We start from the raw sequence: 25,566 nt of genomic DNA, 5'->3' as shown, positions 1-25,566 counted from the left end.
TGCGCCTGCGGTTCAGCCGCAGCGCAGCTCGAGCCGCTCGAGATCCGGCACCACGACATGGCGGTTATTGGTGACCTCGATCACATTATCAGACCGCAATTTGGTCATCTGGCGCGAGACGGTCTCGATGGTCAGGCCGAGAAAATCGGCAATATCGGCCCGCGACAATGGCAGGTCGAATGTCGCACTTTTCCGCCCCTGCGCGTCGATGGCCGGGTCCATATGCGTGGCGATCAGGTAAAGAAAGCTGGAAACCTTTTCAGCCGCGGTCTTGCGCCCCAGCGTCACCATCCAGTCGCGGGCCTCGTCGAGCTCGCGTAACACCTGCTGCATCAGCCTGTGCTCGAGCGCCGGGTTTTCCTTCATCATCGATTCGAGTGCCGATTTGGGCACGTGACATAGATCCACATCCGACGCCGCCTCGGCGTTCACATGGCTTTCATGCCCGAAGATCCGGCCCAGGAAATCCGGCGCGAACTGCAGCCCGACAACCTGCTGGCGGCCATCCTTGAGCACCTTGGTGAGCTTGACGACGCCCTTCATCACGCTCGCATAGGAGGTGACCTCTTCTTCGTCGCCCACAAGTTCGCTGCCCGAGGAATGCCGGGCCATGCGGGTATGCTTGGCGAGCTGGCTGAGTTCCCCCGGATCGAGCGCGCCGCAAATCCCGTTGTGCCGGGCCTCGCAGCTTCGGCAGACCACAGGAATGTCCGAATTGTGGATGTCTTTGCGTCTCTCGCTCATGGGTGGACCATAACAAACGGTCTCAGGAAATCGAGGCGTAAATTGCCGCGTACGCGTTCTGGGTATTTAACCAAAACCAGAATCGGCAAGCAAAAGCCGGGTCGACCGCAGAGCCGCGCCAGAAATTCATGATGCTGCGAAGAAGTAGTTTGGTGGAGCCAAGCGGGATCGAACCGCTGACCTCCTGCATGCCATGCAGGCGCTCTCCCAGCTGAGCTATGGCCCCATCATGATCCGGTTTCCGGATCGGGTATCAGCAGGGGATCGCCCCTGCCCAGTGTGCCGGACCGGGCAACCCCGGTGCCAGCGCGCCGGAACCTAATGAGGTCCGGCCTCGGACGCAAGCCTAAAAATGTGACCGGCGGTCGCACCCGCCAGGAGGCGGCTGCCGGCCCCTGCGATCAGGTTTCGTCGTCCTTGTCGACGGGCACGTCGATGCCGATGCCGTCGTCTTCATCATCGTCTTCAAGGAAGGTGTCGTCGTCATCGTCGCCGAGATCATCGACATCGTCGACATCATCCACATCCGGGATGTTGTCGGTGTCGTCATCATCGTCGTCGTCGCCATCGTCACCGGCACCGGCTTCATCGAGCGATATCACTTCCGGCCCGGTCGTGGTGGTGACGGGTTCTTCTTCCTCGACGGTCTCTTTTTCTACGACTTCTTCCTTGCGCGCCTTGGCCGGGCTGGCCTTGGCGGTCGCAACCTCAAACGGCGTCCCGCAGACAGGGCACACGATCGGGTCCCGATTGAGATCGTAGAATTTGGACCCGCAGTTCAGGCAGTGGCGCTTGGTTCCACGGTCGGTCTTGGCCAATGTTGCTTCCTCAGCCAGTTGTTGAGCGCGTCGCGCGATTGAATGTGGTGGGTTGGGTTACGGATTCGATTTGTCTCTGTCAAACCCAAAAATGCGGTAAAGGCAGGCGATCCGGCCCGACTTTGCATTTTGGCACCTGCATGCTAAGGCAGGGACCGCTTCCCGTGGCTCTATCAGGCAATTCAAACCATGTCCGCCCACACCACCTTGGAACCCCTCGCATCAGCGAGTTCGGGGCCATTGACCGGGAATGTGCGCGTCCCCGGCGACAAGTCGATTTCCCATCGCTCGCTGATGCTGGGCGCAATCGCTGAAGGCGAAACCATCATTGAGGGACTGCTCGAGGGCGAGGATGTCCTCGCTTCCGCGGCGGCGATGCGGCAGCTCGGCGCCAGCGTCGAGAAGATCGACGGCCGCTACCACGTCACCGGCACCGGGCTCGGCGCTTTCCGACAGCCGGAAGAGGTGCTCGACTTTGGCAATGCCGGCACGGGCGTGCGCCTGTGCATGGGGCTCGTCGGCACCCATGACTTCACCACCCGCTTCGATGGTGATGCCAGCCTGCGCTCCCGCCCGATGGGCCGGGTGCTCGATCCGCTCAGGCTGATGGGGACCGAGGTCATCGAAGGAGAGGACGACAAGCTGCCCCTGGCGCTGCGTGGTCCGAAAACCCCTGTACCCATCGAATACGCCCTGCCCATGGCCTCGGCCCAGGTCAAAAGCTGCGTGCTGCTGGCCGGTCTCACCATTCCCGGCACCACGGTGGTGATCGAGCCGGTCCGCACCCGCGACCACACCGAAAACATGCTGACCGGCTTCGGCGCCCAGCTCGAGATCATCGACCAGCCGGACGGCTCGCGCCGCATTGCACTGGAGGGCCTGCCCAAACTCACGGGGCAGAGGGTGACGGTGCCTGCCGACCCGAGCTCGGCGGCATTCCCGCTCGTGGCTGCGCTCATCGTACCAGGCTCCGACATCACCATCGAAAACGTCATGATGAACCCCACGCGGATCGGGCTGATCGACACGCTGATCGAGATGGGCGGCGATATCACACTTTCCAACCAACGGGTGTCCGGCGGCGAGACCATTGCCGACCTGCGGGTGAAATCGAGCGCCCTCAAAGGCGTCACCGTGCCCGCCGACCGCGCCCCTTCGATGATCGACGAATACCCGATTCTGGCCATTGCCGCCGCCTGCGCGCAAGGCGAAACGGTCATGCTCGGGCTCGAGGAGTTGCGGGTCAAGGAAAGCGACAGGCTGACCGCGACCGCGCGCGGGCTCAAGCTCAATGGCGTCGATTGCACCGAAGGGCCGGACACACTGACGGTCCGGGGCGGACCGGTGCCCGGCGGCGGCATGGTGCCCACCAGCCTCGATCACCGCATTGGCATGAGTTTCCTGATCCTGGGCCTGGTTGCGAAACAGCCCGTCTCGATCGACAATCGCCGCGTGATGGATACCAGTTTCCCCGGCTTTGTTGACTTGTTCGAGACGATGGGCGCCCGCTTCGACACAGGCACCGGCGCATGATTGTCGCGGTCGACGGTCCCGCTGCCTCGGGCAAGGGCACCATCGCATCCAGGCTCGCCCGTCATCTGGGGCTGCCCCATCTCGATACCGGGCTTCTTTATCGAGCGGTCGGTCGGGCCTGGCTGCTTTACGAAGACGCCCCGGATTCGACCCGCCGCGCGGTCGAGCTGGCCCGCCATCTCGATGTCGACAGCATCGAACCGCATGCGCTGTCCGCCGCAGGGATCGGACAGGCTGCTTCCCAGGTTGCGGCCATGCCCGCCGTGCGTCAGGCACTTTTGCACCTGCAGCGCGAATTTGCCCATCAACCCGGCGGCGCCGTGCTCGACGGGCGCGACATCGGTACGGTGATCTGTCCCGAGGCGGATGTGAAACTGTTCGTCACCGCCGATGTGGAGACACGCGCCCGCCGCCGGCTGGCTCAACTGGGCGGCACCGGAGAGATCACCGAGCTTGACGATATGATTGCCGATCTCCGCCGCCGCGACGAACGTGACGCCGGCCGCGCCGATGCGCCGATGAAACCCGCTGACGATGCGCACTTGCTCGATACGACGGATTTGGATATAGAAGCCGCGTTCCGCGCGGCCCTCGCGATTGTTGAGGATGCCGGAGCGCGCAAGGCCGACACCCGGGACTGACCGGGACCGTCAAATCCAAACCTTGCCGCGATGCGCACACGATCGGCCAGAATGGTTGGCACGGCGCGGGATCTATCGCTGACAGGCGGGCTGTAATGCCCCTCGCGCCGAATGCCGGGTGACCGGTATTTGGGCATTTCCCGTTTGTGGGCGTTTCCAACACTCGAACCAAGGCGCGAACCAGGAGTTCACATGGCTGAAACGCAACAGGCTTTGAAGGAAGATTTCGAAGCCCTGCTCATGGAAAGTTTCCAGGACAACGAGCCGCTTGAAGGCACCGTTGTCAAAGGCAAGATCGTCGCGATCGAAAAGGATCTTGCGGTGATCGACGTTGGTCTCAAGACCGAAGGCCGCGTGCCGCTGAAGGAATTCGGCGCCGCTGGCCGTGACGGCACTCTCGATGTCGGTTCCGATGTCGAAGTTTATGTCGACCGCGTTGAAAACGCGATGGGCGAAGCGGTACTGAGCCGCGAGAAGGCCCGCCGCGAAGAAAGCTGGGTCCGTCTCGAGGCCCTTTACGAAAAGAACGAAAAGGTCGAAGGCCAGATCTTCAACCAGGTCAAGGGTGGCTTCACCGTCGATCTCGACGGCGCGATTGCCTTCCTGCCGCGTTCCCAGGTCGATATCCGGCCGATCCGCGACATCACCCCGCTGATGAACGTGCCGCAGCCCTTCCAGATCCTGAAGATGGACAAGCGCCGCGGCAACATCGTCGTCTCGCGCCGTGCCGTTCTCGAAGAGAGCCGTGCCGAGCAGCGTTCGGAAATCGTCCAGCAGCTCGAAGAGGGTCAGGTCGTCGAAGGTGTGGTCAAGAACATCACCGATTACGGTGCGTTCGTTGACCTTGGCGGTATTGACGGGCTTCTGCACGTCACCGACATCGCCTGGCGCCGCGTCAATCACCCGACCGAGGTTCTCTCGATCGGCGAGACCATCAAGGTGCAGATCATCCGCGTCAACCAGGAGAGCCACCGTATCTCCCTGGGCATGAAGCAGCTTCAGGCCGACCCGTGGGAAGGCATCGAAGCCAAGTATCCGGTGGGCGCCAAGTTCACTGGCCGGGTGACCAACATCACCGATTATGGTGCATTCGTGGAACTGGAGCCGGGCATCGAAGGCCTGATCCACGTTTCCGAAATGAGCTGGACCAAGAAGAACGTCCATCCGGGCAAGATCGTCTCCACCTCTCAGGAAGTGGAAGTGATGGTGCTCGAGGTCGATCCGGAAAAGCGCCGCATCTCGCTCGGTCTCAAGCAGTGCCTCGACAATCCCTGGGATGCGTTCGCGGCCAGCCACCCGATCGGCACCGAAGTCGAGGGCGAGGTCAAGAACAAGACCGAGTTCGGTCTGTTCATCGGTCTCGACGGCGATGTGGACGGCATGGTCCACCTTTCCGATCTCGACTGGAACCGTCAGGGCGAAGAAGCGCTTGAGGACTACAACCGTGGCGACGTCGTCAAGGCTGTGGTGCTCGACATCGATGTCGACAAGGAGCGTATTTCGCTCGGCATCAAGCAGCTTGGCTCGGAAGCCTTCGAGGAAGCCTCTTCGGGCATCCGCAAGGGCGCCGTCATCACCTGCACCGTGACCGCGGTCAAGGACGGCGGTATCGAGGTCCAGGTCGGCGACACCGAGATGACTGCGTTCATCAAGCGCTCGGATCTCAGCCGTGACCGTGGCGATCAGCGTCCCGAACGCTTCGCTGCCGGCGAAAAGGTCGACGCCCGCGTCGTCCAGTTCGACAAGAAGACCCGCCGCATCACCCTCTCCATCAAGGCGCTGGAAATCGCCGAGGAGAAGGAAGCGGTCGCACAGTACGGCTCGTCCGATTCCGGTGCATCGCTCGGGGACATCCTCGGCGCTGCGCTCAAGGGCCGCGACGACGAAGACGACAAGTAAGCCGCCAAGGCTTCACGACAAAACAAGTAGGCCGTTCAGGCCTCACGACCAAAAAACAAGGGCGGCCTTCGGGCCGCCCTTTTCGTTTGCCCGAGGGGATGTGCGGCGTCGCGTCTCCCCGCTTTGCGGTTTCGCCTCCCGCCAATTCCCGCTAAGGGAATGGCGAAGCGGCGATGGAAGGCAATATGAGCGACACGCAACCAACAGGTGGGGCCACACCATCCGGTTCAGCGCCCGAGACGCGCACCCTCGACGAGATCATGATGCGGCGCGACCTGCGCGCGTCGCGCCGGCGCTGGCGTGTCGTTGCCGGTATCGCCATCGCCATCGCCATTCTCGCCTTCGCGGGACGTGCGCTGGGCACCTTTGGCGATCCGATCGACCGCGACCATATCGCGCGCATTTCGGTGACCGGCACCATCATGCCCGACCGGGCGCGCCGCGAAAGCATTCGCGCGCTCGCGCAGATGGATCAGGTCAAGGCCGTGATCGTCGATATCGATAGTGGCGGCGGGGCGACCGCCGGCGGCGAGGAGCTCTATGAGGGCCTGCGCGCGGTGGCCGAAACCAAACCGGTCGTTGCCGTGATCAACCAGACCGGGGCGTCGGCGGCCTATATGACTGCGATTGCTGCCGACCGCAGCTTCACCCGCCGCCTGGCGGTGGTGGGGTCGATCGGCGTCCTGTTCCGTCATGTTGACGCCTCGCGTTTGCTCGACACCATCGGCATCGATCTCGACAAGGTGGCGACCGGCCCGCTCAAGGCCGAACCCGAACCCGACGAACCGATGAGCCCTGCCGTCCGCCGCAGCCTGCAGGCGGTGGTCGATGATGGCTATGACTGGTTTGTGGATCTTGTCGCAGAGCGCCGCGGGCTCGACCGCGATGCCGTTCTGGCGCTGGCCGACGGGCGTGTCATGACCGGCCAGATGGCGGTTCAGGAAAAGTTGATTGACGCCATTGGTGGCGAGATCGAGGCTCTCGACTGGCTGGCCGAAGAGCGCCAGGTGCCGCAGGGTCTGCCGGTACTCACACATTATCCACTGCCCCCTGGTCCGCTTGAGGCCTTCCGCATTCAGGCGCTCGCTGGGGTTGCGCAATGGTTGGGGGTAAGGGGCGAGGACTATACCGCGCTTGACGGCCTGCAATCGGTTTGGCACCCTTCACGTTAGCCAATCTGCGCGATCTCTCAGAGAGTTAGCGTCAGATTAGGGAGGCCGGTATGATTAAGTCCGAACTCATCCAGAAACTCGCCGAGGAAAACCCGCATCTGTTTCAACGGGACGTTGAAAATATCGTCAATGCGATCCTCGATGAAATCACAGGCGCGCTGGCGCGTGGAGACCGTGTCGAATTGCGCGGTTTCGGTGCTTTCTCGGTGAAAAACCGTCCCGCCCGTATGGGGCGGAACCCCCGAACCGGCGAACAGGTCGCCGTGGCGGAAAAGCACGTGCCCCAGTTCAAGGCCGGCAAGGAGATCCGCGAGCGCCTCAACAAATAGCGCTCGCGCCAGGCAGGCAGGGGTTTGATATGTGGAAACGCGTTGTGGGCTGGCTGGTCCTGGTGCCGCTTGGCATCATTCTGGTTGTGTTCGCACTGGCCAATCGCCACACCGTGGCGGTGGGGCTCGATCCTATTGCGCCCGATGCTCCCCTGATCGCGCCGTTCGAGATGCCGCTGTTTCTTCTGGTCTATGCGACCCTGGTTGTCGGCGTCCTATTGGGCGGGATTGGCGACTGGTTCGGACAGGGCCGGCACAGAAAGGCCGAGCGCAGCTATCGCCGCGAAGCCGAGAGCTGGCGGGAAAAAGCCGAAAGCATGAGGCGCGACCAGCGTCAGAACGACACTCTCGGCTTGCTCGAAAGCGAGCAGGAAGAGTAAACAACCCCTTCCGTTCCTGAACTTCCCAGCGAGGGCATGATGGCCCTGACGATCAAATATTGCGGGTTGAAGACCCCGGCCGATCTCGATCTTGCCGTCGCGCTCGGTGTCGATATGGTCGGCTTCATGCAATTTCCGAAAAGCCCGCGCGCGCTGCCGCTTGCCGATATCGGCGCGCTGGTCGAAGCCACCCGCGACAGGGCTGAGAGCTGCGTGCTGCTGGTGAACCCGGATGATGCCTTGGTCGCCGAAGTCGCCGCCCTGCGCCCCGACTGGCTGCAATTGCATGGCGACGAAACGCCCGCGCGTGTTACCGAAATCCGCGACCAATCCGGGCTCAAGGTGATGAAGGCCATCAAGGTGGGCGAAGCTGCCGACCTCGAGCCGATGCCCGATTATGCGACGGTCGCAGACCGGCTGCTGCTCGATGCCAAGCCGCCCAAGGGTGCTGACCGGCCGGGCGGCCATGGCAATGTTTTCGACTGGGGGCTGCTGGAAAACGTTGACCCCGATCTCGACTTCATGCTTGCAGGAGGCTTGAGCCTCACCAATGTGGGCGAGGCGATCGAGATGGTCAGACCCTTCGGCCTCGATCTCTCCTCCGCGCTCGAGCGCGAAAAAGGGATCAAGGACCACGAATTGATGAGGGCCTTCATGGCTGCCGTCCGCAGCGCCGAAGCGGCCCTTGAACCGACCGATGCGAGGAAGGCGGAAGCGTTATGAACCGTGAACTGGGAACCAACAGCCTGCGCAACGGGCCCGACGAGCGTGGCCGTTTTGGCCTGTTCGGCGGCCGTTTCGTCGCCGAAACCCTGATGCCGCTGATCCTCGAACTCGAGGCCGCCTATAAGGATGCCAAGGCTGACCCGGCCTTCATCGAGGAGCTCGAATATCTCGGCAAGCATTATACCGGCCGGCCGTCGCCGCTCTATTTCGCAGAGCGGCTGACCGAGGAGCTGGGCGGCGCCAAGGTTTATTTCAAGCGAGACGAGCTCAACCACACCGGTTCGCACAAGATCAACAACTGCCTGGGGCAGATCCTGCTGGCCAGGCGCATGGGCAAGACCCGCATCATCGCCGAGACCGGTGCCGGTCAGCACGGGGTGGCGACGGCCACGGTCTGCGCGCGGTTCGGCCTGCCTTGCGTGGTCTATATGGGCGCCACCGATATCGAGCGGCAGGCCCCCAACGTGTTCCGCATGAAGCTGCTGGGCGCCGAGGTCATACCGGTCGAAGCCGGTCACGGCACGCTCAAGGACGCGATGAACGAGGCCCTGCGCGACTGGGTCACCAATGTCGATTCGACCTACTATCTGATCGGCACCGCCGCCGGCCCGCACCCCTATCCGGAAATGGTGCGCGACTTCCAGTCGGTCATCGGCACCGAGGCGCGCGAACAGATCCTTGAGGCGGAAGACCGGCTGCCGGACATGGTCGTTGCCTGTGTTGGCGGCGGCTCCAACGCCATCGGCCTGTTCCATCCGTTCCTCGACGATTCCGAGGTTCAGATCGTCGGTGTCGAGGCGGGCGGCAAGGGCCTTGAGGGCGATGAGCATTGCGCGTCACTGAGCGCCGGCAAGCCCGGCGTACTGCATGGCAACCGCACCTATCTCCTGCAGGACGCGGATGGACAGATTCTCGAAGGCCACTCGATTTCCGCCGGTCTCGATTATCCGGGCATCGGCCCGGAGCATTCCTGGCTCCGTGACACCGGCCGCGTCGATTATGTGCCGATCACAGATACCGAGGCGCTCGATGCGTTCCAGGCCCTGACCCGGCTCGAGGGGATCATTCCCGCGCTCGAACCGGCCCATGCGCTGGCGGAAGTGATCAAGCGCGCGCCGCAAATGGACAAGGACCAGATCATCATCATGAATCTGTGCGGCCGGGGCGACAAGGACGTCTTCACCGTCGGCAAGCATCTGGGTGTGGAACTTTAGCTAAGGCGCAAGGCGCCGGCCCGCGAGTTGACAGCCGGCAAGGCTGCCTCCTACATGCTGCGGGCCGTTTTCGGGGACTTCGGATATGACCGACCGCATGGACAAGCGCTTCGCAGCGCTCAAGAAACAGGGCCGCCCGGCGCTTGTGACCTATATCATGGGGGGCGACCCCGATATGGAAACCTCCCAGGCGATCCTTGATGGCCTGCCCGAGGCCGGCGCCGACATCATCGAGCTCGGCATGCCGTTTTCGGACCCCATGGCCGACGGCCCGGCAATTCAACTCGCCGGCCACCGCTCATTGAAGGCTGGCACGACGCTGAGAAAAGTGCTCGGCATGGTCCGCGCCTTCCGCGAGAAGGACCAGGACACCCCGATCGTGCTGATGGGCTATTACAATCCCATCTACATCTACGGGGTCGAGGCTTTCGTCCGCGATGCGCTGGAAGTCGGCATCGACGCGGTGATCGTCGTCGACCTGCCGGCGGAGGAAGATGCCGAACTGTGCGTGCCCGCCCTGCGCGCTGGCCTCTCGATCATCCGGCTGGTGCCGCCGACCGCGGTCAACGACAAGCGGCTTCCGGTCGTTTTGCGCAACACCTCGGGCTTTGTCTATTACGTCTCGATGACCGGGATCACCGGCGCCGCGCTGACCGACACGGAAACGGTGGCGAAATCGGTTTCCCGCATCAAGGGCCACACCGCCCTGCCGGTCTGTGTCGGTTTCGGCATCAAGACGAGCGAAGACGCCGAAGCGATTGGCCGCACCGCGGATGGCGTGGTCGTGGGCACGGCGATCGTGCGTGAAGTCGAGAAGAATCTCGATGAGAACGGCAAGGGGTCGGACCGTACGGTAACGGCGGTGCACGACCTGATCCGGACCCTGAGCGCGGGTGTAAAACGCGCCAGAAGCTGATAAGATGCTAAAAATTGCCTATATTAGGGGCACACTGCACGCGCGGGCCTGAACCGCGCCCGTGCCAAGCCTGCAGCAATGGCGGGCGACAAGCGTATCGCGTAACAGGAAGGCGCAAGCATGAACTGGATCAATGACGGCGTTTTGCCGAAGATTCGTTCCTTTCTGAACAAGAAGGACACGCCCGAGAATCTGTGGGTGAAATGCCCCGAATCCGGCGAGATGGTGTTCTACCGCGATCTCGAGGCCAATCAGTGGGTGGTGCCGAATTCCGGCTACCACATGAAGATCAAGGCCCGCGACCGGCTCGGTCATTTCTTCGACGATGCCGCCTTCACCGAGGTCGAGGTGCCCGACGTACCTGTCGATCCGCTCAAGTTCCGCGGCATCAAGCGCTATACCGATCAGCTCCGCGATGCCCGCACCAAGACGAGCATGAAGGATTCGGTCCTGGTGGCGGACGGCAAGCTGTTCGGCCGCGATCTGACTGCCGCGGTGCAGGACTTCGACTTCATGGGCGGCACACTCGGCATGGCCGCCGGTTCCGCGGTTGTCGCCGGTCTCGACCGTGCCCGCGAACGCAAGACCCCGTTCGTGCTGTTCGCAGCCTCCGGCGGCGCGCGCATGCAGGAAGGCATGCTTTCCCTCATGCAGATGCCGCGCACCACGGTTGCCGTCGAACGGTTCCGTGAAACCGGCCTGCCTTATGTTGTGGTTTTCACCAATCCCACCACCGGCGGGGTGACGGCCTCCTACGCCATGCTGGGTGATGTGCACATCGCCGAGCCCGGTGCGCTGATCGGCTTCGCCGGTCCCCGTGTGATCGAGAACACGATCCGCGAAAAGCTGCCCAAGGGGTTCCAGACTGCCGAATATCTGCGGGAACACGGCATGGTCGACATGGTCGTGCACCGCCACAACATGCGCAATGTCATCGGTTCGCTGACCGGCATCTTCATGAAGGCGCCGGCCATTGACGAGATCGGCGACAAGCCGGCCAATGTCGTCAATATGCGCGACGTGGTTGTCGCCGCCGAAGGGGATGCGGAAGAAGACGAGCTGCTCGACAATCCCCCGATCGGCGCCCACGCCGAATAACACCCCAATCACCGGTCCGGGCCGACGGGCCCGGCCGCCAGTTTCGGTTCACCCGCCTTGTCCCGCATCGATGCCTTTCTGGAGCGCTTCACCGCGCTCCACCCCAAATTGATGGATCTCAGCCTCGAGCGGATCGAGCGGCTCCTGGCCGATCTCGGTCATCCCGAAGACCGGCTGCCGCCGGTGATCCATGTGGCAGGCACCAATGGCAAGGGTTCGGTCGTCGCCTATCTGCGGGCCATGCTCGAGGCGGCGGGCAAATCGGTGCATGTCTACACCTCCCCCCATCTGGTGCGCTTCAATGAGCGCATCCGGCTTGCGGGCGAACTGGTCCCGGATGAAAAGCTGATCGAGGCTTTCGAGCGCGCCGAAACGGTCAATGCCGGGCAAGGCATTACCTTTTTCGAGATCACCACGGCGGCGGCCTATATCCTCTTCTCGGAGACCCCCGCCGACTATTTGCTGCTCGAAACCGGGCTTGGGGGTCGGGTCGATACCACAAATGTGGTTGACCATCCGCTTGGCACCATCATCACCTCGATCTCGCTCGACCATATGCAGTTTCTCGGCGAGACCCTGGCCGATATCGCCGGCGAGAAAGCGGGTATCTTCAAGCCGGGCAGCCCGGCGGTGATTGCCCGCCAGCCCGAGGAAGCGTTCAAGGTGCTCGAGGCCCGCTGTCTCGATCTCGGCATAGCTCCGTTTGTCGCCGGTCATGATTTCGATGGCTACGAACAGGCCGGCCGGTTCGTCTATCAGGATCTCGACGGACTCGAGGATTTGCCGCGTCCCCGCCTTTTGGGGACCCACCAGATCGACAATGCGGCGCTGGCCGTCGCCGCCATCCGGCATTTCAACCTGCCGGTCGATGGTACCGCCATGGCCGCCGGGCTGAGGCAGGTCGACTGGCCCGCCCGCATGATGCCGCTCGAAGGCGAGCTCAAATCCCTGATCGGCGCTGAAGACGAGCTCTGGCTCGATGGCGGCCATAACCAGGCCGGCGCCGAAGCCCTGGCTCGGGCGCTGAGCGATCTCAATGAGAAGCGCTCCCTGCCGCTGACCCTGGTTCTCGGCATGCTCTCGACCAAGGACGCCGCCCGCTATGTGGCTGCGTTTACCGGTCTTGCCAAACAGATCGTCACCGTGACCATTCCCGATGAGCCCAACGCCATTCCGGCGGAAGACCTGGCCGAGGTGGCGCGCAAGGGGGGGTTCGAGGCCCGCGCCGCGAACTCGATCTCCGAAGCCCTGGGCTCTCTCGAACCGGGCGCCAAGCGCGTGGTGATTGGCGGGTCGCTTTATCTCGCCGGCGCGGTGCTGAAACAGAACGGCACGCTGCCGCGTTGACTTCACGTGATGCGTTCACGGCGACATCCATCTTCCTCACAATCGCGTTGACGCTACTGGTCAAGACCATTGCGCGTTACCATTAGGAGAGAAGCGCTCTGAGCGGCGCGCACGAAGAGCTCACCATCCACCGAGAAAGGGGAGACAATGACAAGCTACAACAAGAACCCCGACGTCATTGCCCGCCTGACCCCGGAACAGTACCGGGTGACCCAGGAGAACGGGACCGAGCGTCCGTTCACCGGTGAATATGACGATCACAAGGAACCGGGCATCTATGTCGATATCGTTTCGGGTGAGCCCTTGTTCGCTTCCGCAGACAAGTTCGATTCCGGCTGCGGCTGGCCCAGTTTCACAAAGCCCATCGTACCGGCCAATGTCAGCGAATTGCGGGACATGAGCCACGGCATGGTCCGCACCGAGGTGCGCTCCGCCCATGGTGACAGCCATCTCGGCCATGTGTTCAACGATGGCCCCGTCGATCGCGGCGGCCTGCGCTATTGCATCAATTCGGCCTCGCTGCGGTTCGTTCATCGCGACGACATGCAGGCAGAGGGCTATGGCGACTATCTCGACCAAGTGGAGGATGTGACATGACTGAACGTGCTGTACTCGCTGGCGGCTGCTTCTGGGGCATGCAGGATTTGATCCGCAAGCAGCCCGGCATCGTCTCGACCCGGGTCGGTTATTCCGGCGGCGATGTGCCCAATGCGACCTATCGCAATCACGGCACCCATGCCGAGGCCGTCGAGATTATTTTCGACCCCGAGGTGACGAGCTATCGCGCCGTGCTCGAATTCTTCTTCCAGATCCATGACCCCACCACCCGCAACCGCCAGGGCAATGATGTGGGCATGAGCTATCGCTCGGCGATTTACTATGAAGACGATGAGCAAAAGCGGGTCGCCCTCGACACCATCAAGGATGTCGAAGCCTCGGGCCTTTGGCCTGGCAAAGTGGTGACCGAGGTCGAGCCGGTTGGCGACTTCTGGGAAGCCGAACCCGAACACCAGGACTATCTGGTGCGTAATCCGGGTGGCTATACCTGCCATTTCCCGCGCGCCGGCTGGGTGTTGCCGAAGCGTGACGCGGCCGAGTGAGCGCCGTGCCGCAAGGCAGAAAGGCTCCGGTGGAGCCTTTCTCGGCGCGAACACCCTGAGAGTTGCGCGCTCTGAGGGAAAAGCGCCCATACCTATGCAAAAGTGAGGCCACCAATGGCGATCGCCAACTCTCACACCATCGGCTTTGGCGGCGGGTGCCACTGGTGCACCGAGGCGGTCTTTGCCGCGCTCAAGGGCGTTTCAGACGTGGAACAGGGTTATATCGCCTCGGTTCCGCCTGATGAGGCGCTGTCCGAGGCGGTGATCGTTCATTTCGACCCGGCAACCATTTCGCTCGAGGTCTTGGTCGAGGTCCATTTGCACACCCATTCAAGCACCTCCAACCACACCATGCGCGGCAAATACCGCAGCGCGATCTACGCAACGAGTGACGCCCAGCGCGGCGAGGCCGAAGAAATGCTCTCGCACCTGCAAGCCGGCTTTGACGAGAAGCTGGTGACGCGCGTCCTGCCGTTTGTGGTGTTCGAACCTTCGCCTGAACAATTCCGCGACTATGCGGTCAGGAACCAGGGCAAGCCGTTCTGCAGGGCCTATATCGATCCCAAGCTGGCTGTGTTGCGGCGCGATTTTTCGGCATTTGCCGCCTCCGTGTGACCAAAAACAAAGGGCGGGTCCTGTGACCCGCCCTTTTGCGATAAGCAAAACTTCTTCTGGCCGTCAGGCCGCGTGACCCTCGAGCCACTTGATCATGGCCACGCGCGACAGCGTCGCGCCGACATGCATGTCGGCCACTTCGCCATTCTTGAACACCAGATAGGTCGGCATCGAACGCACATTGAAGCGCGTGACCGTGCCGACATTCTCTTCCGAGTTCAGCTTCACGATTTTCAACCGCGCGCCGAGTTCGGACTGGGCGTCTTCCAGTACGGGGTCCATCGCCTTGCAGGGCGCGCACCATTCGGCCCAGAAATCGACGAGCACCGGAACGTCGCTGGCCATGACTTCGCTGTCGAAGTCGCCGTCACTGACTGCCTTGAGGCCCATCAGGCCGCGTGGCCTTCCAGCCATTTGACCAGCCCGGCCTTGGGCTCGCCCGCACCGATCTTCATGTCGGCCGCGGTGCCATCCTTGAACAGGATCATGGTCGGGATCGAGCGAATGCCGAACTGGGCAGCGATACCCGGGTTTTCGTCGACATTAAGCTTGGCGATCTTCACCCGGCCTGCCATCTCGGTCGAGATCTCTTCGAGAACCGGGGCGATGGCCTTGCACGGGCCGCACCACTCGGCCCAGAAATCGACAAGCACGGGCACGTCGGACTGAAGTACGTCCTGCGCAAAGCTCTGTTCGGTGACCTGCTGCGTCATAAGAAAATCCTTTCGAAACGCGTTTAATGATAAGCTAGGCAGAGTCGCCGGGCGGTTCAAGGCCGTCACGCGGGGGTGAACGAATTTGTCACCGCATCCATCTCCGGCGCATTCGCCATTATCACCGCGCCGGTTTCGACCCACAAAATCCCTGCGGAAACCGCGCGGCCCGGGAAGGATTTTTCAAGCGCGGCGCGATAAAGCGCCAGCTGGGTCAGATAGGCAGCGGGAATGCCATCGTCGGGCGGGGCGGCATCGGATTTGAAATCGATGATGGTCAGCGTGCTGCTGTCGATGAGCCGGTCGATCCGGCCCGACAGGCGCACCGGTCCCTGCGGAAGGGACAAATCAGCGGAAATGGTGACTTCACCCCGGCTTTGCGGGCCGAACAAGCCGACGACGGGCGGATGTTCGATCAACCCCAGCGCCTTGTCGATCAGGGCCTCATGGGCCTCGGACTGATCCGGCAACAACGCGCCAAGCGCCTTGCGCGCGACGGACCCGCGTTCAGCGGGGTCAATGGCGGGCAGCTGGTTGAGAAGCGCGTGCACCGCGATCCCCCGTCGGCGCGCCGCCTCCGCGTCACCGGTTCCACCGGCTGTCCTCAGGTCGTGATCGCCCGCAAGAGAAGGCGAAACCACCGGAATGCTCAAGGGCGCAGGCGCCGGTTCGGTGAGCCAGCCGGGCAGGGGGGCGGGATCGCTGCCAGCAATGGCCCCGCCTTGCCCCGCTTCCTGTGCTCCAACGCTGCCCGCGAAAACCAGACCCGGTCGGCCTTCAGCATCATGGGTTTCCTCGCCATGGGGCAAGAGGCCCGCCTTGACCAGCCCGTACCAGCTCTTTGCCGGTGCGCCGCCATCCTTGTCGGCCTTGCCTGTGAGATAAAGTTCATCCTCTGCCCGGGTCAGCGCGACATAGAGCTTGCGCCGGTATTCGTCGAACTCGGCATCGCGCCGCGCCTGTTTGACCATGTCGATCGGCGCGCAGCCCTTGCCACCCCCGAGCCAGAGCACGAAGTGCCGGCTCGGATCGTCCTGCGGGGCATTGACCGCGACCGGATGGGCAAGGTTGCGCCCGGCGGGCACATCGGCCGCATCGGCCAGGATGACAACGGGCGCTTCGAGCCCCTTGGCCCCGTGAATGGTCATCACCCGCACCGTGTCGCCCGCTTCGCTCAACTCGCGCTTGACCCCGCGTTCGGTCTGCCTGAGCCCGGCAATGAAGGCGACCATCGACGGATCGCGCGTCCGCTCGTGATCGAGCGCCATATCGAGAAATTCATTGAGCACATCATCGACCTCGATGCCGAGCCGGGCATGGAACTGCTTGATCCCGCCTTCGGCGAACAACAGCCGGGCGAAGAAATCATAAGGCCGCTGCCGGTCGAGCCGCGCCCGCCAGGCACGCAGGCGCGCATGGGCCGCCGCGGCCCAGTCTTCGGTTTGCGCCAATTCCCCCAGCTGACGCCAAACGGTTCTGTCGCCGCGACCGGCACACAGGGCTTCAAGCGCCGCTTCGGAGATGCCGAACAGCGGCGACCGCAGAACGGTCGCCAGGTTGAGATCGTCCCCGGGATTGATCAGCACATCCCCGAGCGCCAGCAAATCCTCGACCGCGATATGGCTTGTGACCGAAAGCCGGTCGGCGCCGGCATTGGGAATGCCGGCCTGTTTGAGCGCACGGATGATCTCGTGAAACAGCGTACCGCGCTTCTGCGCAAGGATCATCACATCGCCCGGCGTGATGGCGCGCCCGCGCCCTGCAAGGGGACGTCTCTCAGCCAGCCATACCCCGATCCGCGCCACGATATCGGCGGCGAGCCGCCGTTCGGGACTGCGCATGTCGATCGGTTCTGTCGGGTAGTGATCGAGTTCTTCAGGCGCCTCCGCGCGCGCGGCCAGGGGCCACAGTTCCACCCGCCCGCCGCGATCGGTCCGCGCGGCGATGTGCCGGGTCGGACGGGGATCGGCTTCGAGCCCGGCATGGGCTTCCCCGGCCGCAAACACACGGTCGACAGCGCTCAACACGGTCGAAACGGTGCGGAAACTGGTCTTGAGCTCGAGGCGCTCGAACCTGGCCCCGGCATCCGCCGCCCGTGCGGCCAGCCGCTTGCCGGTTTCCGCGAACAGATGCGGCGCGGCGCCCTGGAACGAAAAGATCGACTGCTTTTCGTCGCCCACCGCGAACACGGTGCGCGGCTTTTGGACGGCGCTGTCCCCGGAAAAGAACTCCTCGGTCAGCGCACTGACGATGTCCCATTGTTCGGGATTGGTGTCCTGGCTTTCATCGACCAGGATATGGGTGATCGCGGCGTCGAGCTTGTAGCTCACCCAGGCCCCGACCGAGCGGATGGTCAGCAAGTCGCGCAGCTTGTCGATCAGATCGTCGAAATCGACCAGCGCCCGCCCGCGCTTCATTGCCTCGTAGCGTTCGAGCACGGCCTTGAGAATCGACATCAGGGCGCGGGACCGTTCGAAAGCGGTCGCTGCGGCGTAGACCGGCACGAGTCCGGCCACGCGCCCTGTCTCGGCGCGAATGCGGTCGGCGAGATCGGGGTCGCTTTTCTGCAGCGCGGCGGTGACGTTCTCGTTCTTGGGGGCAGCGAGGTCGGCCTTGGTCAGAAACGCCGCGAAAACGGCTTCCGGGCTCTCCGGCATTTCGCTTTCGGCGGCAAACTTGCCCGCCAGCGTCTTGGAGCCGCCAAGGTGATCGAGATGCGCCGCGACCCCTGCAAATTCGCTGTGCGGAATGATCGCGTCGCCGGTGATGCGCTTCGCGATGCTGGCCGCATCGTCCTGGGCACTCAATCCCAGCAAATTGCGCAGATTGGCCTCGGCCCGCGCCGGGTCGGACAGCGCACGCGTGAGGCGCGGTCCGAAGGCGAGGGCTGCATCGAGTACGTCTTCGAGCCGCGTGTCCGAGGCCGCCGCAAACAGGGTCTCGACGGCTTCTGTGAGCGCTACGTCGCCATTGAGCCCGTCCGCCAGCACAGATTGCCGCGCGGCGTGCACGAGCCCGGCTTTCTCCGCATCCTCGATCACGGTGAAATCGAAGGGCAGGCCCGCCTCGAGCGGGAAACGGTGCAGCACCGCCTCGCAAAAGGCGTGAATGGTGTTGATCTTGAGCCCGCCCGGAGTCTCCAGCGCCTGCGCGAACAACAGCCGCGCGCGCTCGAACGTGACCCGGTCGGGCGGCTGGCCGGTGACACTGGCGAGCTCTGCAACGAGCGCTTCATCCGCCATCAGGGCCCATTCACCGAGCGCCTTGGCAACGCGCCCGCGCATCTCGGCGGCGGCGGCCTTGGTATAGGTGAGGCAGAGGATTTCGTCCGGCTTGACCCCCGCCAAGAGAAGCCGCAGCACCCGCCGCGTCAGAACGAAGGTCTTGCCGGCCCCGGCATTGGCCGACACCCAGACGCTGGACGTGGGGTCGGCGGCCCGGGCCTGGGCATGCCGCGTATCGTCGGGGATGGCGAGCTTGTCGTTCATTCGTCCTCGCCCTCCGTCCCGCCCCATTCGCGGACCCGGGCCAGATGGGCGTAGTCGCGCACATAGCGCGCCTTGGTGTCCGGCATCAGCCCCGCGATCATCGGCGTCGTATCGGAGAAGAGGAAATGCGCGATATGCGCCTGCAGGAGGTGCCAATAGTCATCGACGATCTTGTCGAGCGGCTGGCCGTCCGTCGCGAATTCGGTGACCGCGAGCGGCACCGGACCATGCGCCAGCTTGAGAAAGGCCAGCCGCGCCGGCGCGCCGGTAAGCTTTGTATCGAACCCGCCCCGCCTTGCGATCAGCGCCTCGATCGGAAGCTGGGGTGCCAGAAATCCGGTCATCGTCTTCTTGTCGGGAATAGAGCCGGTCTTGAAATCGAGGATTTCGATCCGCCCGTCCTTCATCCGGTCGATCCGGTCGGCCCGGCCATAGAGCGTGAAGTCGGCGCCCGAGACCTGTAGCGCTGTCTCCCCCTTCGTCTCCGCAAAGCGTTGGTCGACATTGGCCGCCCGCTCCCGCTCCCAATCGAGCCAGGCCGTGCCGATGGCAGAAAATCGCCTGAGCCAGATGTCACGTTGTGCCGGGACGTCATTGAGCGCTTCAAACCGCTCGGCGGCCAACCGGTTGAGAACGACCTCCGCATCCGGTGCGGCCGGGTCGTGCCCCTTCTCGATGAAATCCCCCAATATGCCGTGGATCAGCGTACCGCGTTCCGCTGCATCGATCACCTCGCCGAGCCCAGGCAGCTTTGTGAGGCGCAGGACCCGCTTGGCATAGATCTCGTAAGGGTCGCGAATGAGCGGTTCGATCTCGGTCACGGAGAGACGTTTGGGCCGCAGCGCGGCCGGCGGACAGGGGGCCGGGCGTTTGGCGGGGACCGGCGCACCGGCATCGTCGAGCCGCGCCGCGAAATCGAGCCAGCGTGCGCCGCGTTCCTGCATGGTCTCGCTCGCAGGCTTCCCGACAAACGCGGTCAACCGTTTGAGAAACCGCGAGGGATCGGCGGGCGACGTGCCAACGCGGATGGCATGGGTGAGAATGGCGTTGCGGTTGCCAAGCGCCATTTCGAAGTCATGGGCCGCCTGCCCGATGCGGAATTCGGGTGGCTCGAGCCCGGCATCGACTTGCATGCCGCGTGACAGCCACGGGCCGGGATCGGCGTCGTCCGGCCAGGCGCCTTCATTGAGCCCGGCAAGGATCATCAGATCGGCACTCATCAACCGCGCTTCGATCCGGCCCCACAGGGAGACATCCCGCCGCGCTGGCGCGGGGGGATGAACCTTTTCCGCTCCCATCAGGGTGACGAAAGCGTCGCCAAGGGCCGGCGCGGTGGCGGTAAACCCGTCCTCTCCTGCGCTCAGCCTGTCGATGAGGGCAACGAGTTCCGGCCCGCCATCGAGCGGAGCCCGCGCAATGCCATCCGCCGGCACCCGCAATGCGTCGAGCGCCTTGCCAAGAGCGCGGGCAAGAGCCGGCAGATGCGGGCGCTGCTCTGCGAAAACTTCGAGCAGTGGCGACAGGGCCGCATCCAGTCGCCCAACGAGCTCGGTCAACTGCTCTGCGGTCGCCTCGTCATATTGCATGGCCGCGTGATCCAGCCGTTTGCCGGCATTGTCGGCGATCAGCCTGGTGAGACCCTCAAGGCCGGGCGGTACCCGCCGGCCGCGCAGGACGCCCTTGTCGAGGGCGCGGCGCAGGTCGTCGAGGTGCTTGCGTTCGAACCCCAGGGTGACGGGGGCTGCGCCCAGCAGCCCGACAAGCTCCACCGGGCCGCAATTCGTCCCCGCCAGCGCCAGCATCTGACGCACCAGCCGTCCGGCACCCGACTGGCTGAGAGGAATGCCGGCGCTGTCGTCGATCTCGATCCCGAAGCGTTCGAGCTCCCGTGCGATCCGGCGGGCGAGATCGCGGTCGGGCGCGATGATGCCGATGCGGCCCCGGTTTTCGTTCAGCGCTTCGCGAACCGCCACGGAAATGGCCCGCGCTTCGTCGTGCTGGTTGGGCGCCGTGATCAGGGCCACCGATCCAAATGCCTCTGCAATCACTTTGTCGCCATGCGCCGCCCGCCAGCCCGACCATGCGCCGCTCATCTCTGAGCGCGCCAAGGCCTGCCGCACGATGGTCGTACGCGGCGCGATGGTGTCGGCCAGTTCTTCGACAGCGCCGGGCCCGGAATCGAAGACCCGTAACAGCCGCATCAGCGCATACTGGCTGTTGGTTTCGGGATTGGCCTGCTTGTTCAAAAGCGCGGCATGATCGTCCGGCCCGAGGTCGGTATCGAGCCCGGGCAGGACCACCACGCCGTTTGGCAGGTCGGCAATGGCAGCGAGCAGTCTTGCGGTGGCCGGCATCGAACCCGTCGAACCGGCTGCAATGACGGGGCGTTCGCCGAAGCGGCTAAGCGCATTTTCGGCTTCATTGTCGACGTTCCGCCGACGCAGGTCTGCGTGATCCGCCCCGCCAATGTCTTCGAGGTGTTTGGGCCATGCGGTCAGCGCGATCGAGAGAAACGCCAGCGTCTCCTGCCAGTGAACGGCGACGTCCCGGTCTTCGGGCACAAGCCCGGCAAACACCGAAGGATCGATCTCTTCGATATGCAGCCGGTCGACGAGCTGACCGAGCGATCCGGCGAGCGAAATGATTTCGGCGGCGCTGGGCGGGCTGGCAAAGCCTGACGGATTGACCTCGACCCAGCGCCCCACGAGCCGGGCCAGGGTGAGCTGTCTGAGAGATGGATGGGTGGCCGGGGGCAGCGGCCAGTCGGTATCGAGGAACGCCGCTTCCTCGGGATCTGATTCCCCCAGCGGGCGGATATCGGGCAGCAATCCGCCACCATCGAGCCTGTCGGTGAAGGTGGCGATCAGCGCTTGGCGCACGCGCTGGGAAGGCACGAACACGGTGATGTCCGCCAGCCCGAAGGGCGGGGTGGGAATTGCCCCGCCGGTCAGCGTGCCATCGCAGATCCGCTCGACCAGCGTCGGCAGAAACGGCGCGTGCGGCGCGATGGTAAAAAGCGCTTGGCGGCGCATCAACCGCGTCCCCTCACAAGGCATTGCTCGGCCTCGACAATGGCCTCGGGGTCCCCGATATGCAACCACGGCGCCTCAAGCATGACGCCGTGAAGGCTATGCTCGGCCAACGCCTGATCGAGGAGCGGAGTGATCGGGCCATATCCTTGCGGCAGGGCCATGAGAAACGCACGCGGCGCCAGCATCATCCCGGCATAGATCACCGGTTTGCCCCTGCCTTCCCGGGAAAGACGGGCATTGGTGTCGAGCACGAAATCGTGTGCGCCGCGATGCCCGACGGCGCGCGCGGGTTCGGCGCAAAGCAGCACAGGACCGTCACGGCTCACGGTGGTCATCCGCGCGACCGGACGATCACTGCCTGCCGGCCAGAACGCGTCGGTATTGGCAATGAGCACCGGATCGCTCGATGTGTTCGGCAGGGCATGGCGGATGCCACCGCCAACCCCCAACAGCTCGGATTCGACAGAAACTTCAAAGGCAAGATCGGGATGGCTGGCAGCAACCGCCTCGATATGACTGGTGATCTGTGCGGCAAGGTGATGTGCGGTCACCGTGAAACGGGTGATGCCCTCCGCGGCGAGATTGGCAGCGATGCGATCAAGGACAGGCTGCCCGGCAACCGGGGTGAGCGGTTTGGGACGTTGATCCGACAGCGCGCCCATGCGCGTGCCACGCCCGGCCGCAAGCAGGATCGCATCCGGCATCACCGTCATACTGGCGGGGGAAAGCCGGCAAGGCTTCGGGCAAGCCGGTCCCGGTCAGTGGTGGGCGGGGGAATGATGTCCGTGCGTCGCGCCGCCGGGTCCGATGCGAGATCGAACCGGATGACCCAGTGCGGTTCATCGAACAGGCCGGGCAGGCGTTCCGGCCATTCGACGATCAGCAAGGCACTCCGGTCTTCGAACAGGCCAAGCTCAATGGCTTCGTCCGGATCGCCGAGGCGATAGAGATCGGCATGGATCACCGGACCCGCGGGGGTGTCATAGGGTTGAACCAGCGCAAAGGTGGGGCTTGGCACGTCGAGTTCGGGATCGCCCGCAAGCTGTCGGATCAGGGCACGGGCGAAACTTGATTTTCCTGCCCCCAGCCCGCCCTCGAGCAGGATCCGTTCGCCTGATGAAAGATGGGGCACAAGAGCCGCGGCCAGCGCCGCGGTCTGCGCTTCACCGGCAAGGATCACGCAGAACATGATGCCGCGCCTATTCGGCGGGGCTGGCGCCTTCGGCGGGCACCACCCGGCTTTGCCGCGCCGGCAGGTTGACGATCACCCGTGTGCCGCGCGGTTCGCGCGCGGCAATCTGGACCGTGCCCGAATGCAGGTGCACGAAGGTTTTCACAATGGCGAGCCCGAGCCCGGCGCCGCGTTGCCGGCCTTGCACCGCATGACCTTCGAACCGGTCGAAGACCGAGCGCACGAGCTCCTCGGGAATGCCTGCACCCTCATCGTCCACGGTGAAGATGATGCGCTCGCCCCCGCGCGATGACACCGCGATTTTGACCGTCGCGCCGGGATCGGAATAGCGCACGGCGTTGGACAGCAGATTATAGAGGACCTGCACGATCCGGGTCTCGTCTGCGATGAAGACCGGCAGATCGTCGGCGATGTCGACCTCGATATTGACCGGGCTTTCGCTACCCGACGTTGCCAGTGCACCGGCCTGGGCCTTTTCGATCAGCTTCTCGATGTCGAGGATTTCCGGCTGCAATTCGGCAATGCCGGCGTCGGCACTGGCCAGATCGAGGATATTGTCGATGAGGATGCCGAGCGCCTCGCTCGAGGAGCGGATATAGGCGGTATATTCACGCTGGCGGTCATTGAGCGGCCCGAGCTCTTCATTGGCGAGGAGATCGGAAAAGCCGATGATATTGGTCAGCGGCGAACGCAATTCATAAGAGACGTTCTGGACGAAGGCGTCCTTGAGTTTGTCGGCGGTCTCAAGCGCCTCGTTTCGCTCCTTCAGGAGCTGTTCGTACTGTGCGGCCTGGGTGACATCGACAAAACTGACAAGCGATTGTCCGTTGGGCAGACGCACGATCGCGTAGTCGATCAACTTGCCATCGGCGCGCGATAACCGGCCATGGGCGTCGCGCCGGTTGGGGTCCATGTCGATGACCGCCTGTTTGAGTTCGCCCCAGATCCGGGCACCATCTTCGGGCATGACTTCGGCACAGGCCTTGGCGATCGCATCGATATGCGGATGGGTCGACAGCGCTTTCATGTCGACGCCCCAGAGCCCGGAGAGCTGAGGGTTATGCAGCTTCAGCTTTCCGTCCGTGCCGAACACCGCCACCGCCTCGGAAAGCCCGTTAAGCGTCTCGCGCTGCACTTCAATGAGCGAATTGTGCTGGCTTTCGAGCGCCAGCCGTTCGGTGACGTTCTCATAGACATAGATCACCCCGCGATGCTTGGGCGCGGGGGAGGCGATGACGTTGAGGACCTGGCCATTGGGCAGATGCCACATGGATTCGCGCGGTGCCTCGAGCCCGTATGATTTCAGATGCTCCTTGCGCCAGGCGCGGTAGTCGGCTTCCGCCGGCAGCATGTCGCTGGTGCGCAGCCGGTCGAGGATCTGCCCTTCATTGGGTCCGGTTTCGAGCCAGGCCTGATCGAGCCCCCACAGATCGGCAAAGGCCTTGTTGTAGTGGGTGAGCTTGCCATCCGCATCGAACACCGCGACCGGCGTGGCCAGCTCGTTGATGGCCGCCGTGAGGAAACTGAGCGCGGGATCGTTCTGCGCTTCGTTGGAGGCTGCGCCCTGAACCGCGTAGCCTGCAGCGCCGTCCTCGAGCGAGAAAAGCGTCACATCGAGCGGCCCGGCCTGGGGATGGGTTTCGCTGAGCGAAACCGGTCCTTCTCCTTCACGCCGCGCCTTGCGGTGCCGTTCGATGGAGGCGCGGTCGAACAGTTCCGGCAGTTGGCCGTCCGGTCCCGGCGTCTTGCCCAGCGTCTTGAGCATGTCGAGATAGGGCGCATTCACAAACGCCAGTGCGCCCCGGCTGTCCCGGATCCAGGCGGGATGGTTGAGGCAGGAGATCAGCGCCGTGCAGCTCTCAATGGTGGGCCGCCGCCTCAAGCTGCCGGCCAGCGCAAAGGGTTCGGCCTCGATACCTCGCTTGGGTGAAATGCGTACCACCGGCGCGCCGGCCACCAGCCGGCCCGTGATCTCGAATTCCGCCCCGCCAAGCGCCCTGACGCCGGCAGAGAATTCGACGCCCGCAGCCCTGAGCGTTGCCAGTTGGGCCGAAAGCCCGGTCACGCTGTCCCGCGGCAGCCAGCGTTCGAGATCGAGGATGGCGGCGGGGTCGTTCTCCCCGTCAATGATCAGGCTGACCGGTCCGAAAACCTGGGGCTCGCTGGCATGCTCCCGCCAGATCAGCGTGACCTCTCGCATGCCGGCCAGAAGGCCCTCGAGCTCGTCGAGATGGGCCCGCATGTCCCGCAATTGCCGCCGCGCATAATTGGCGAGCGCATTGCCGCGCCGCCGCGCCCGGTAGGCAAAGAACGCCGACACCGCGCCAAAGGCCGCCGCCCCGCCTGCAATGGCAAAAGGTGTGACAGAAAGAATCTGGTTGGATGAAATTGACGCAAGGTTCAGCGCAAAGGCCGGCGAAGCACCCAGAATAGTCGTTAAACTAGCGCCGCCGAGTAATACTGTGCGCGTCCGGAACCGTTCCGGCACCATGCCCTTGCCTCACAAATGGATCCGCCGGTGAGCCCGCCAAAGCAGGCGAATCACTTGAACATACCGTCTCGGCGAATCGGGCAGAAGGCGAAAAAGCCCGGGGCAAGAAAAATCCCGG

The 25,566-nt window shown here is 63.8% G+C and carries 23 protein-coding genes and 1 tRNA gene; 14 read left to right on the top strand and 10 right to left on the bottom strand.

Annotation, left to right across the window (positions count from 1 at the left end):
* Window positions 1–12: 12 nt before the first annotated feature.
* From G489_RS0114655 to G489_RS0114645, 3 genes are all read right to left on the bottom strand, one after another.
* A complete protein-coding gene (locus G489_RS0114655) occupies window positions 13–744 on the bottom strand; it encodes a Crp/Fnr family transcriptional regulator (RefSeq protein ID WP_029042159.1) in 732 nt (243 codons plus the stop codon).
* 150 nt (window positions 745–894) lie between these two features.
* Window positions 895–970 (bottom strand) — tRNA-Ala (locus G489_RS0114650).
* A 175-nt stretch (window positions 971–1,145) separates the two neighbouring features.
* On the bottom strand, window positions 1,146–1,562 hold the full coding sequence (locus G489_RS0114645; RefSeq protein ID WP_029042158.1) for a TIGR02300 family protein: 417 nt from the start codon (window positions 1,560–1,562) through the stop codon (window positions 1,146–1,148).
* A 189-nt stretch (window positions 1,563–1,751) separates the two neighbouring features.
* Here G489_RS0114645 and aroA point away from each other — a divergent pair, with 189 nt between their 5' ends.
* The 14 genes from aroA to G489_RS0114575 all read left to right on the top strand — a co-directional run bounded on the left by aroA (window position 1,752) and on the right by G489_RS0114575 (window position 14,532).
* Window positions 1,752–3,095, top strand: a complete 1,344-nt coding sequence (gene aroA / locus G489_RS0114640) for a 3-phosphoshikimate 1-carboxyvinyltransferase (RefSeq protein ID WP_029042157.1) — start codon at window positions 1,752–1,754, stop codon at window positions 3,093–3,095.
* Entirely contained in the window at window positions 3,092–3,736 is a 645-nt protein-coding gene (gene cmk / locus G489_RS0114635; RefSeq protein WP_029042156.1) for a (d)CMP kinase, read from the top strand. The genes aroA and cmk overlap by 4 nt, the downstream gene beginning before the upstream one ends.
* Before the next feature lie 192 nt (window positions 3,737–3,928).
* Window positions 3,929–5,635, top strand: coding sequence for a 30S ribosomal protein S1 (gene rpsA, locus G489_RS0114630; RefSeq protein ID WP_029042155.1), 1,707 nt, complete (start codon window positions 3,929–3,931; stop codon window positions 5,633–5,635).
* Window positions 5,636–5,820: 185 nt separating this feature from the next.
* Window positions 5,821–6,807 (top strand): signal peptide peptidase SppA, encoded by a 987-nt coding sequence (gene sppA, locus G489_RS20810; RefSeq protein WP_162142441.1) that lies wholly within the window; start codon window positions 5,821–5,823, stop codon window positions 6,805–6,807.
* A gap of 50 nt (window positions 6,808–6,857) precedes the next feature.
* Window positions 6,858–7,136: an integration host factor subunit beta gene (locus G489_RS0114620; protein ID WP_029042154.1), complete on the top strand. Its 279-nt coding sequence runs from the start codon at window positions 6,858–6,860 to the stop codon at window positions 7,134–7,136.
* Between the two features lie 29 nt (window positions 7,137–7,165).
* Window positions 7,166–7,516 carry a LapA family protein gene (locus G489_RS20805; protein WP_051332681.1) on the top strand — a complete coding sequence of 117 codons (351 nt, stop codon included), beginning with the start codon at window positions 7,166–7,168 and terminating at the stop codon, window positions 7,514–7,516.
* Between the two features lie 39 nt (window positions 7,517–7,555).
* Window positions 7,556–8,239 (top strand): phosphoribosylanthranilate isomerase, encoded by a 684-nt coding sequence (locus tag G489_RS0114610; RefSeq protein ID WP_029042153.1) that lies wholly within the window; start codon window positions 7,556–7,558, stop codon window positions 8,237–8,239.
* Window positions 8,236–9,456: a tryptophan synthase subunit beta gene (trpB, locus tag G489_RS0114605; RefSeq protein WP_029042152.1), complete on the top strand. Its 1,221-nt coding sequence runs from the start codon at window positions 8,236–8,238 to the stop codon at window positions 9,454–9,456. Before G489_RS0114610 ends, trpB begins: the two co-directional genes overlap by 4 nt.
* A gap of 85 nt (window positions 9,457–9,541) precedes the next feature.
* Entirely contained in the window at window positions 9,542–10,372 is an 831-nt protein-coding gene (gene trpA / locus G489_RS0114600) for a tryptophan synthase subunit alpha (RefSeq protein ID WP_029042151.1), read from the top strand.
* A gap of 120 nt (window positions 10,373–10,492) precedes the next feature.
* Window positions 10,493–11,470, top strand: a complete 978-nt coding sequence (gene accD / locus G489_RS0114595) for an acetyl-CoA carboxylase, carboxyltransferase subunit beta (RefSeq protein ID WP_029042150.1) — start codon at window positions 10,493–10,495, stop codon at window positions 11,468–11,470.
* A gap of 57 nt (window positions 11,471–11,527) precedes the next feature.
* Complete coding sequence (locus tag G489_RS0114590; protein WP_029042149.1) at window positions 11,528–12,817, top strand: bifunctional folylpolyglutamate synthase/dihydrofolate synthase; 1,290 nt, start codon at window positions 11,528–11,530, stop codon at window positions 12,815–12,817.
* A 147-nt stretch (window positions 12,818–12,964) separates the two neighbouring features.
* Window positions 12,965–13,414 carry a peptide-methionine (R)-S-oxide reductase MsrB gene (msrB, locus tag G489_RS0114585; protein WP_029042148.1) on the top strand — a complete coding sequence of 150 codons (450 nt, stop codon included), beginning with the start codon at window positions 12,965–12,967 and terminating at the stop codon, window positions 13,412–13,414.
* Window positions 13,411–13,917 (top strand): peptide-methionine (S)-S-oxide reductase MsrA, encoded by a 507-nt coding sequence (gene msrA / locus G489_RS0114580; protein WP_029042147.1) that lies wholly within the window; start codon window positions 13,411–13,413, stop codon window positions 13,915–13,917. Before msrB ends, msrA begins: the two co-directional genes overlap by 4 nt.
* Window positions 13,918–14,031: 114 nt before the next feature.
* Window positions 14,032–14,532, top strand: coding sequence for a peptide-methionine (S)-S-oxide reductase (locus G489_RS0114575; protein ID WP_029042146.1), 501 nt, complete (start codon window positions 14,032–14,034; stop codon window positions 14,530–14,532).
* 63 nt (window positions 14,533–14,595) lie between these two features.
* Here G489_RS0114575 and trxA (G489_RS0114570) read toward each other — a convergent pair whose 3' ends face one another.
* The 7 genes from trxA (G489_RS0114570) to G489_RS20785 all read right to left on the bottom strand — a co-directional run bounded on the left by trxA (G489_RS0114570) (window position 14,596) and on the right by G489_RS20785 (window position 25,277).
* Window positions 14,596–14,946 carry a thioredoxin gene (trxA, locus tag G489_RS0114570; protein ID WP_029042145.1) on the bottom strand — a complete coding sequence of 117 codons (351 nt, stop codon included), beginning with the start codon at window positions 14,944–14,946 and terminating at the stop codon, window positions 14,596–14,598.
* Complete coding sequence (gene trxA, locus G489_RS0114565; RefSeq protein WP_029042144.1) at window positions 14,922–15,245, bottom strand: thioredoxin; 324 nt, start codon at window positions 15,243–15,245, stop codon at window positions 14,922–14,924. The genes trxA (G489_RS0114570) and trxA (G489_RS0114565) overlap by 25 nt, the downstream gene beginning before the upstream one ends.
* 65 nt (window positions 15,246–15,310) lie before the next feature.
* Window positions 15,311–18,733 carry a double-strand break repair helicase AddA gene (addA, locus tag G489_RS20800; RefSeq protein ID WP_051332680.1) on the bottom strand — a complete coding sequence of 1,141 codons (3,423 nt, stop codon included), beginning with the start codon at window positions 18,731–18,733 and terminating at the stop codon, window positions 15,311–15,313.
* Entirely contained in the window at window positions 18,730–21,765 is a 3,036-nt protein-coding gene (addB, locus tag G489_RS0114555; RefSeq protein WP_029042143.1) for a double-strand break repair protein AddB, read from the bottom strand. The genes addA and addB overlap by 4 nt, the downstream gene beginning before the upstream one ends.
* Complete coding sequence (locus G489_RS21990; RefSeq protein ID WP_162142440.1) at window positions 21,765–22,469, bottom strand: NTP transferase domain-containing protein; 705 nt, start codon at window positions 22,467–22,469, stop codon at window positions 21,765–21,767. The genes addB and G489_RS21990 overlap by 1 nt, the downstream gene beginning before the upstream one ends.
* A gap of 5 nt (window positions 22,470–22,474) precedes the next feature.
* Complete coding sequence (gene tsaE, locus G489_RS22855) at window positions 22,475–22,954, bottom strand: tRNA (adenosine(37)-N6)-threonylcarbamoyltransferase complex ATPase subunit type 1 TsaE (protein WP_051332678.1); 480 nt, start codon at window positions 22,952–22,954, stop codon at window positions 22,475–22,477.
* Between the two features lie 10 nt (window positions 22,955–22,964).
* On the bottom strand, window positions 22,965–25,277 hold the full coding sequence (locus tag G489_RS20785) for a sensor histidine kinase (protein WP_051332677.1): 2,313 nt from the start codon (window positions 25,275–25,277) through the stop codon (window positions 22,965–22,967).
* Window positions 25,278–25,566 lie beyond the last annotated feature (289 nt).

The organism is Cucumibacter marinus DSM 18995 (genome assembly GCF_000429865.1).
Classification (GTDB): domain Bacteria; phylum Pseudomonadota; class Alphaproteobacteria; order Rhizobiales; family Devosiaceae; genus Cucumibacter; species Cucumibacter marinus.
Note: the sequence above shows the minus strand (reverse complement) of the source record. Positions and strands in the feature narration are given on the sequence as shown.

What these genes read in the sequence shown, in the direction of transcription:
- G489_RS0114655 (WP_029042159.1), bottom strand. Translation starts at nt 744, where the DNA reads ATGAGCGAGAGACGCAAAGACATCCACAATTCGGACATTCCTGTGGTC.
- aroA (WP_029042157.1), top strand. Translation starts at nt 1,752, where the DNA reads ATGTCCGCCCACACCACCTTGGAACCCCTCGCATCAGCGAGTTCGGGG.
- cmk (WP_029042156.1), top strand. Translation starts at nt 3,092, where the DNA reads ATGATTGTCGCGGTCGACGGTCCCGCTGCCTCGGGCAAGGGCACCATC.
- rpsA (WP_029042155.1), top strand. Translation starts at nt 3,929, where the DNA reads ATGGCTGAAACGCAACAGGCTTTGAAGGAAGATTTCGAAGCCCTGCTC.
- sppA (WP_162142441.1), top strand. Translation starts at nt 5,821, where the DNA reads ATGAGCGACACGCAACCAACAGGTGGGGCCACACCATCCGGTTCAGCG.
- G489_RS0114620 (WP_029042154.1), top strand. Translation starts at nt 6,858, where the DNA reads ATGATTAAGTCCGAACTCATCCAGAAACTCGCCGAGGAAAACCCGCAT.
- G489_RS20805 (WP_051332681.1), top strand. Translation starts at nt 7,166, where the DNA reads ATGTGGAAACGCGTTGTGGGCTGGCTGGTCCTGGTGCCGCTTGGCATC.
- G489_RS0114610 (WP_029042153.1), top strand. Translation starts at nt 7,556, where the DNA reads ATGGCCCTGACGATCAAATATTGCGGGTTGAAGACCCCGGCCGATCTC.
- trpB (WP_029042152.1), top strand. Translation starts at nt 8,236, where the DNA reads ATGAACCGTGAACTGGGAACCAACAGCCTGCGCAACGGGCCCGACGAG.
- trpA (WP_029042151.1), top strand. Translation starts at nt 9,542, where the DNA reads ATGACCGACCGCATGGACAAGCGCTTCGCAGCGCTCAAGAAACAGGGC.
- accD (WP_029042150.1), top strand. Translation starts at nt 10,493, where the DNA reads ATGAACTGGATCAATGACGGCGTTTTGCCGAAGATTCGTTCCTTTCTG.
- msrB (WP_029042148.1), top strand. Translation starts at nt 12,965, where the DNA reads ATGACAAGCTACAACAAGAACCCCGACGTCATTGCCCGCCTGACCCCG.
- msrA (WP_029042147.1), top strand. Translation starts at nt 13,411, where the DNA reads ATGACTGAACGTGCTGTACTCGCTGGCGGCTGCTTCTGGGGCATGCAG.
- G489_RS0114575 (WP_029042146.1), top strand. Translation starts at nt 14,032, where the DNA reads ATGGCGATCGCCAACTCTCACACCATCGGCTTTGGCGGCGGGTGCCAC.
- trxA (WP_029042145.1), bottom strand. Translation starts at nt 14,946, where the DNA reads ATGGCTGGAAGGCCACGCGGCCTGATGGGCCTCAAGGCAGTCAGTGAC.
- trxA (WP_029042144.1), bottom strand. Translation starts at nt 15,245, where the DNA reads ATGACGCAGCAGGTCACCGAACAGAGCTTTGCGCAGGACGTACTTCAG.
- addA (WP_051332680.1), bottom strand. Translation starts at nt 18,733, where the DNA reads ATGAACGACAAGCTCGCCATCCCCGACGATACGCGGCATGCCCAGGCC.
- addB (WP_029042143.1), bottom strand. Translation starts at nt 21,765, where the DNA reads ATGCGCCGCCAAGCGCTTTTTACCATCGCGCCGCACGCGCCGTTTCTG.
- G489_RS21990 (WP_162142440.1), bottom strand. Translation starts at nt 22,469, where the DNA reads ATGCCGGATGCGATCCTGCTTGCGGCCGGGCGTGGCACGCGCATGGGC.
- tsaE (WP_051332678.1), bottom strand. Translation starts at nt 22,954, where the DNA reads ATGTTCTGCGTGATCCTTGCCGGTGAAGCGCAGACCGCGGCGCTGGCC.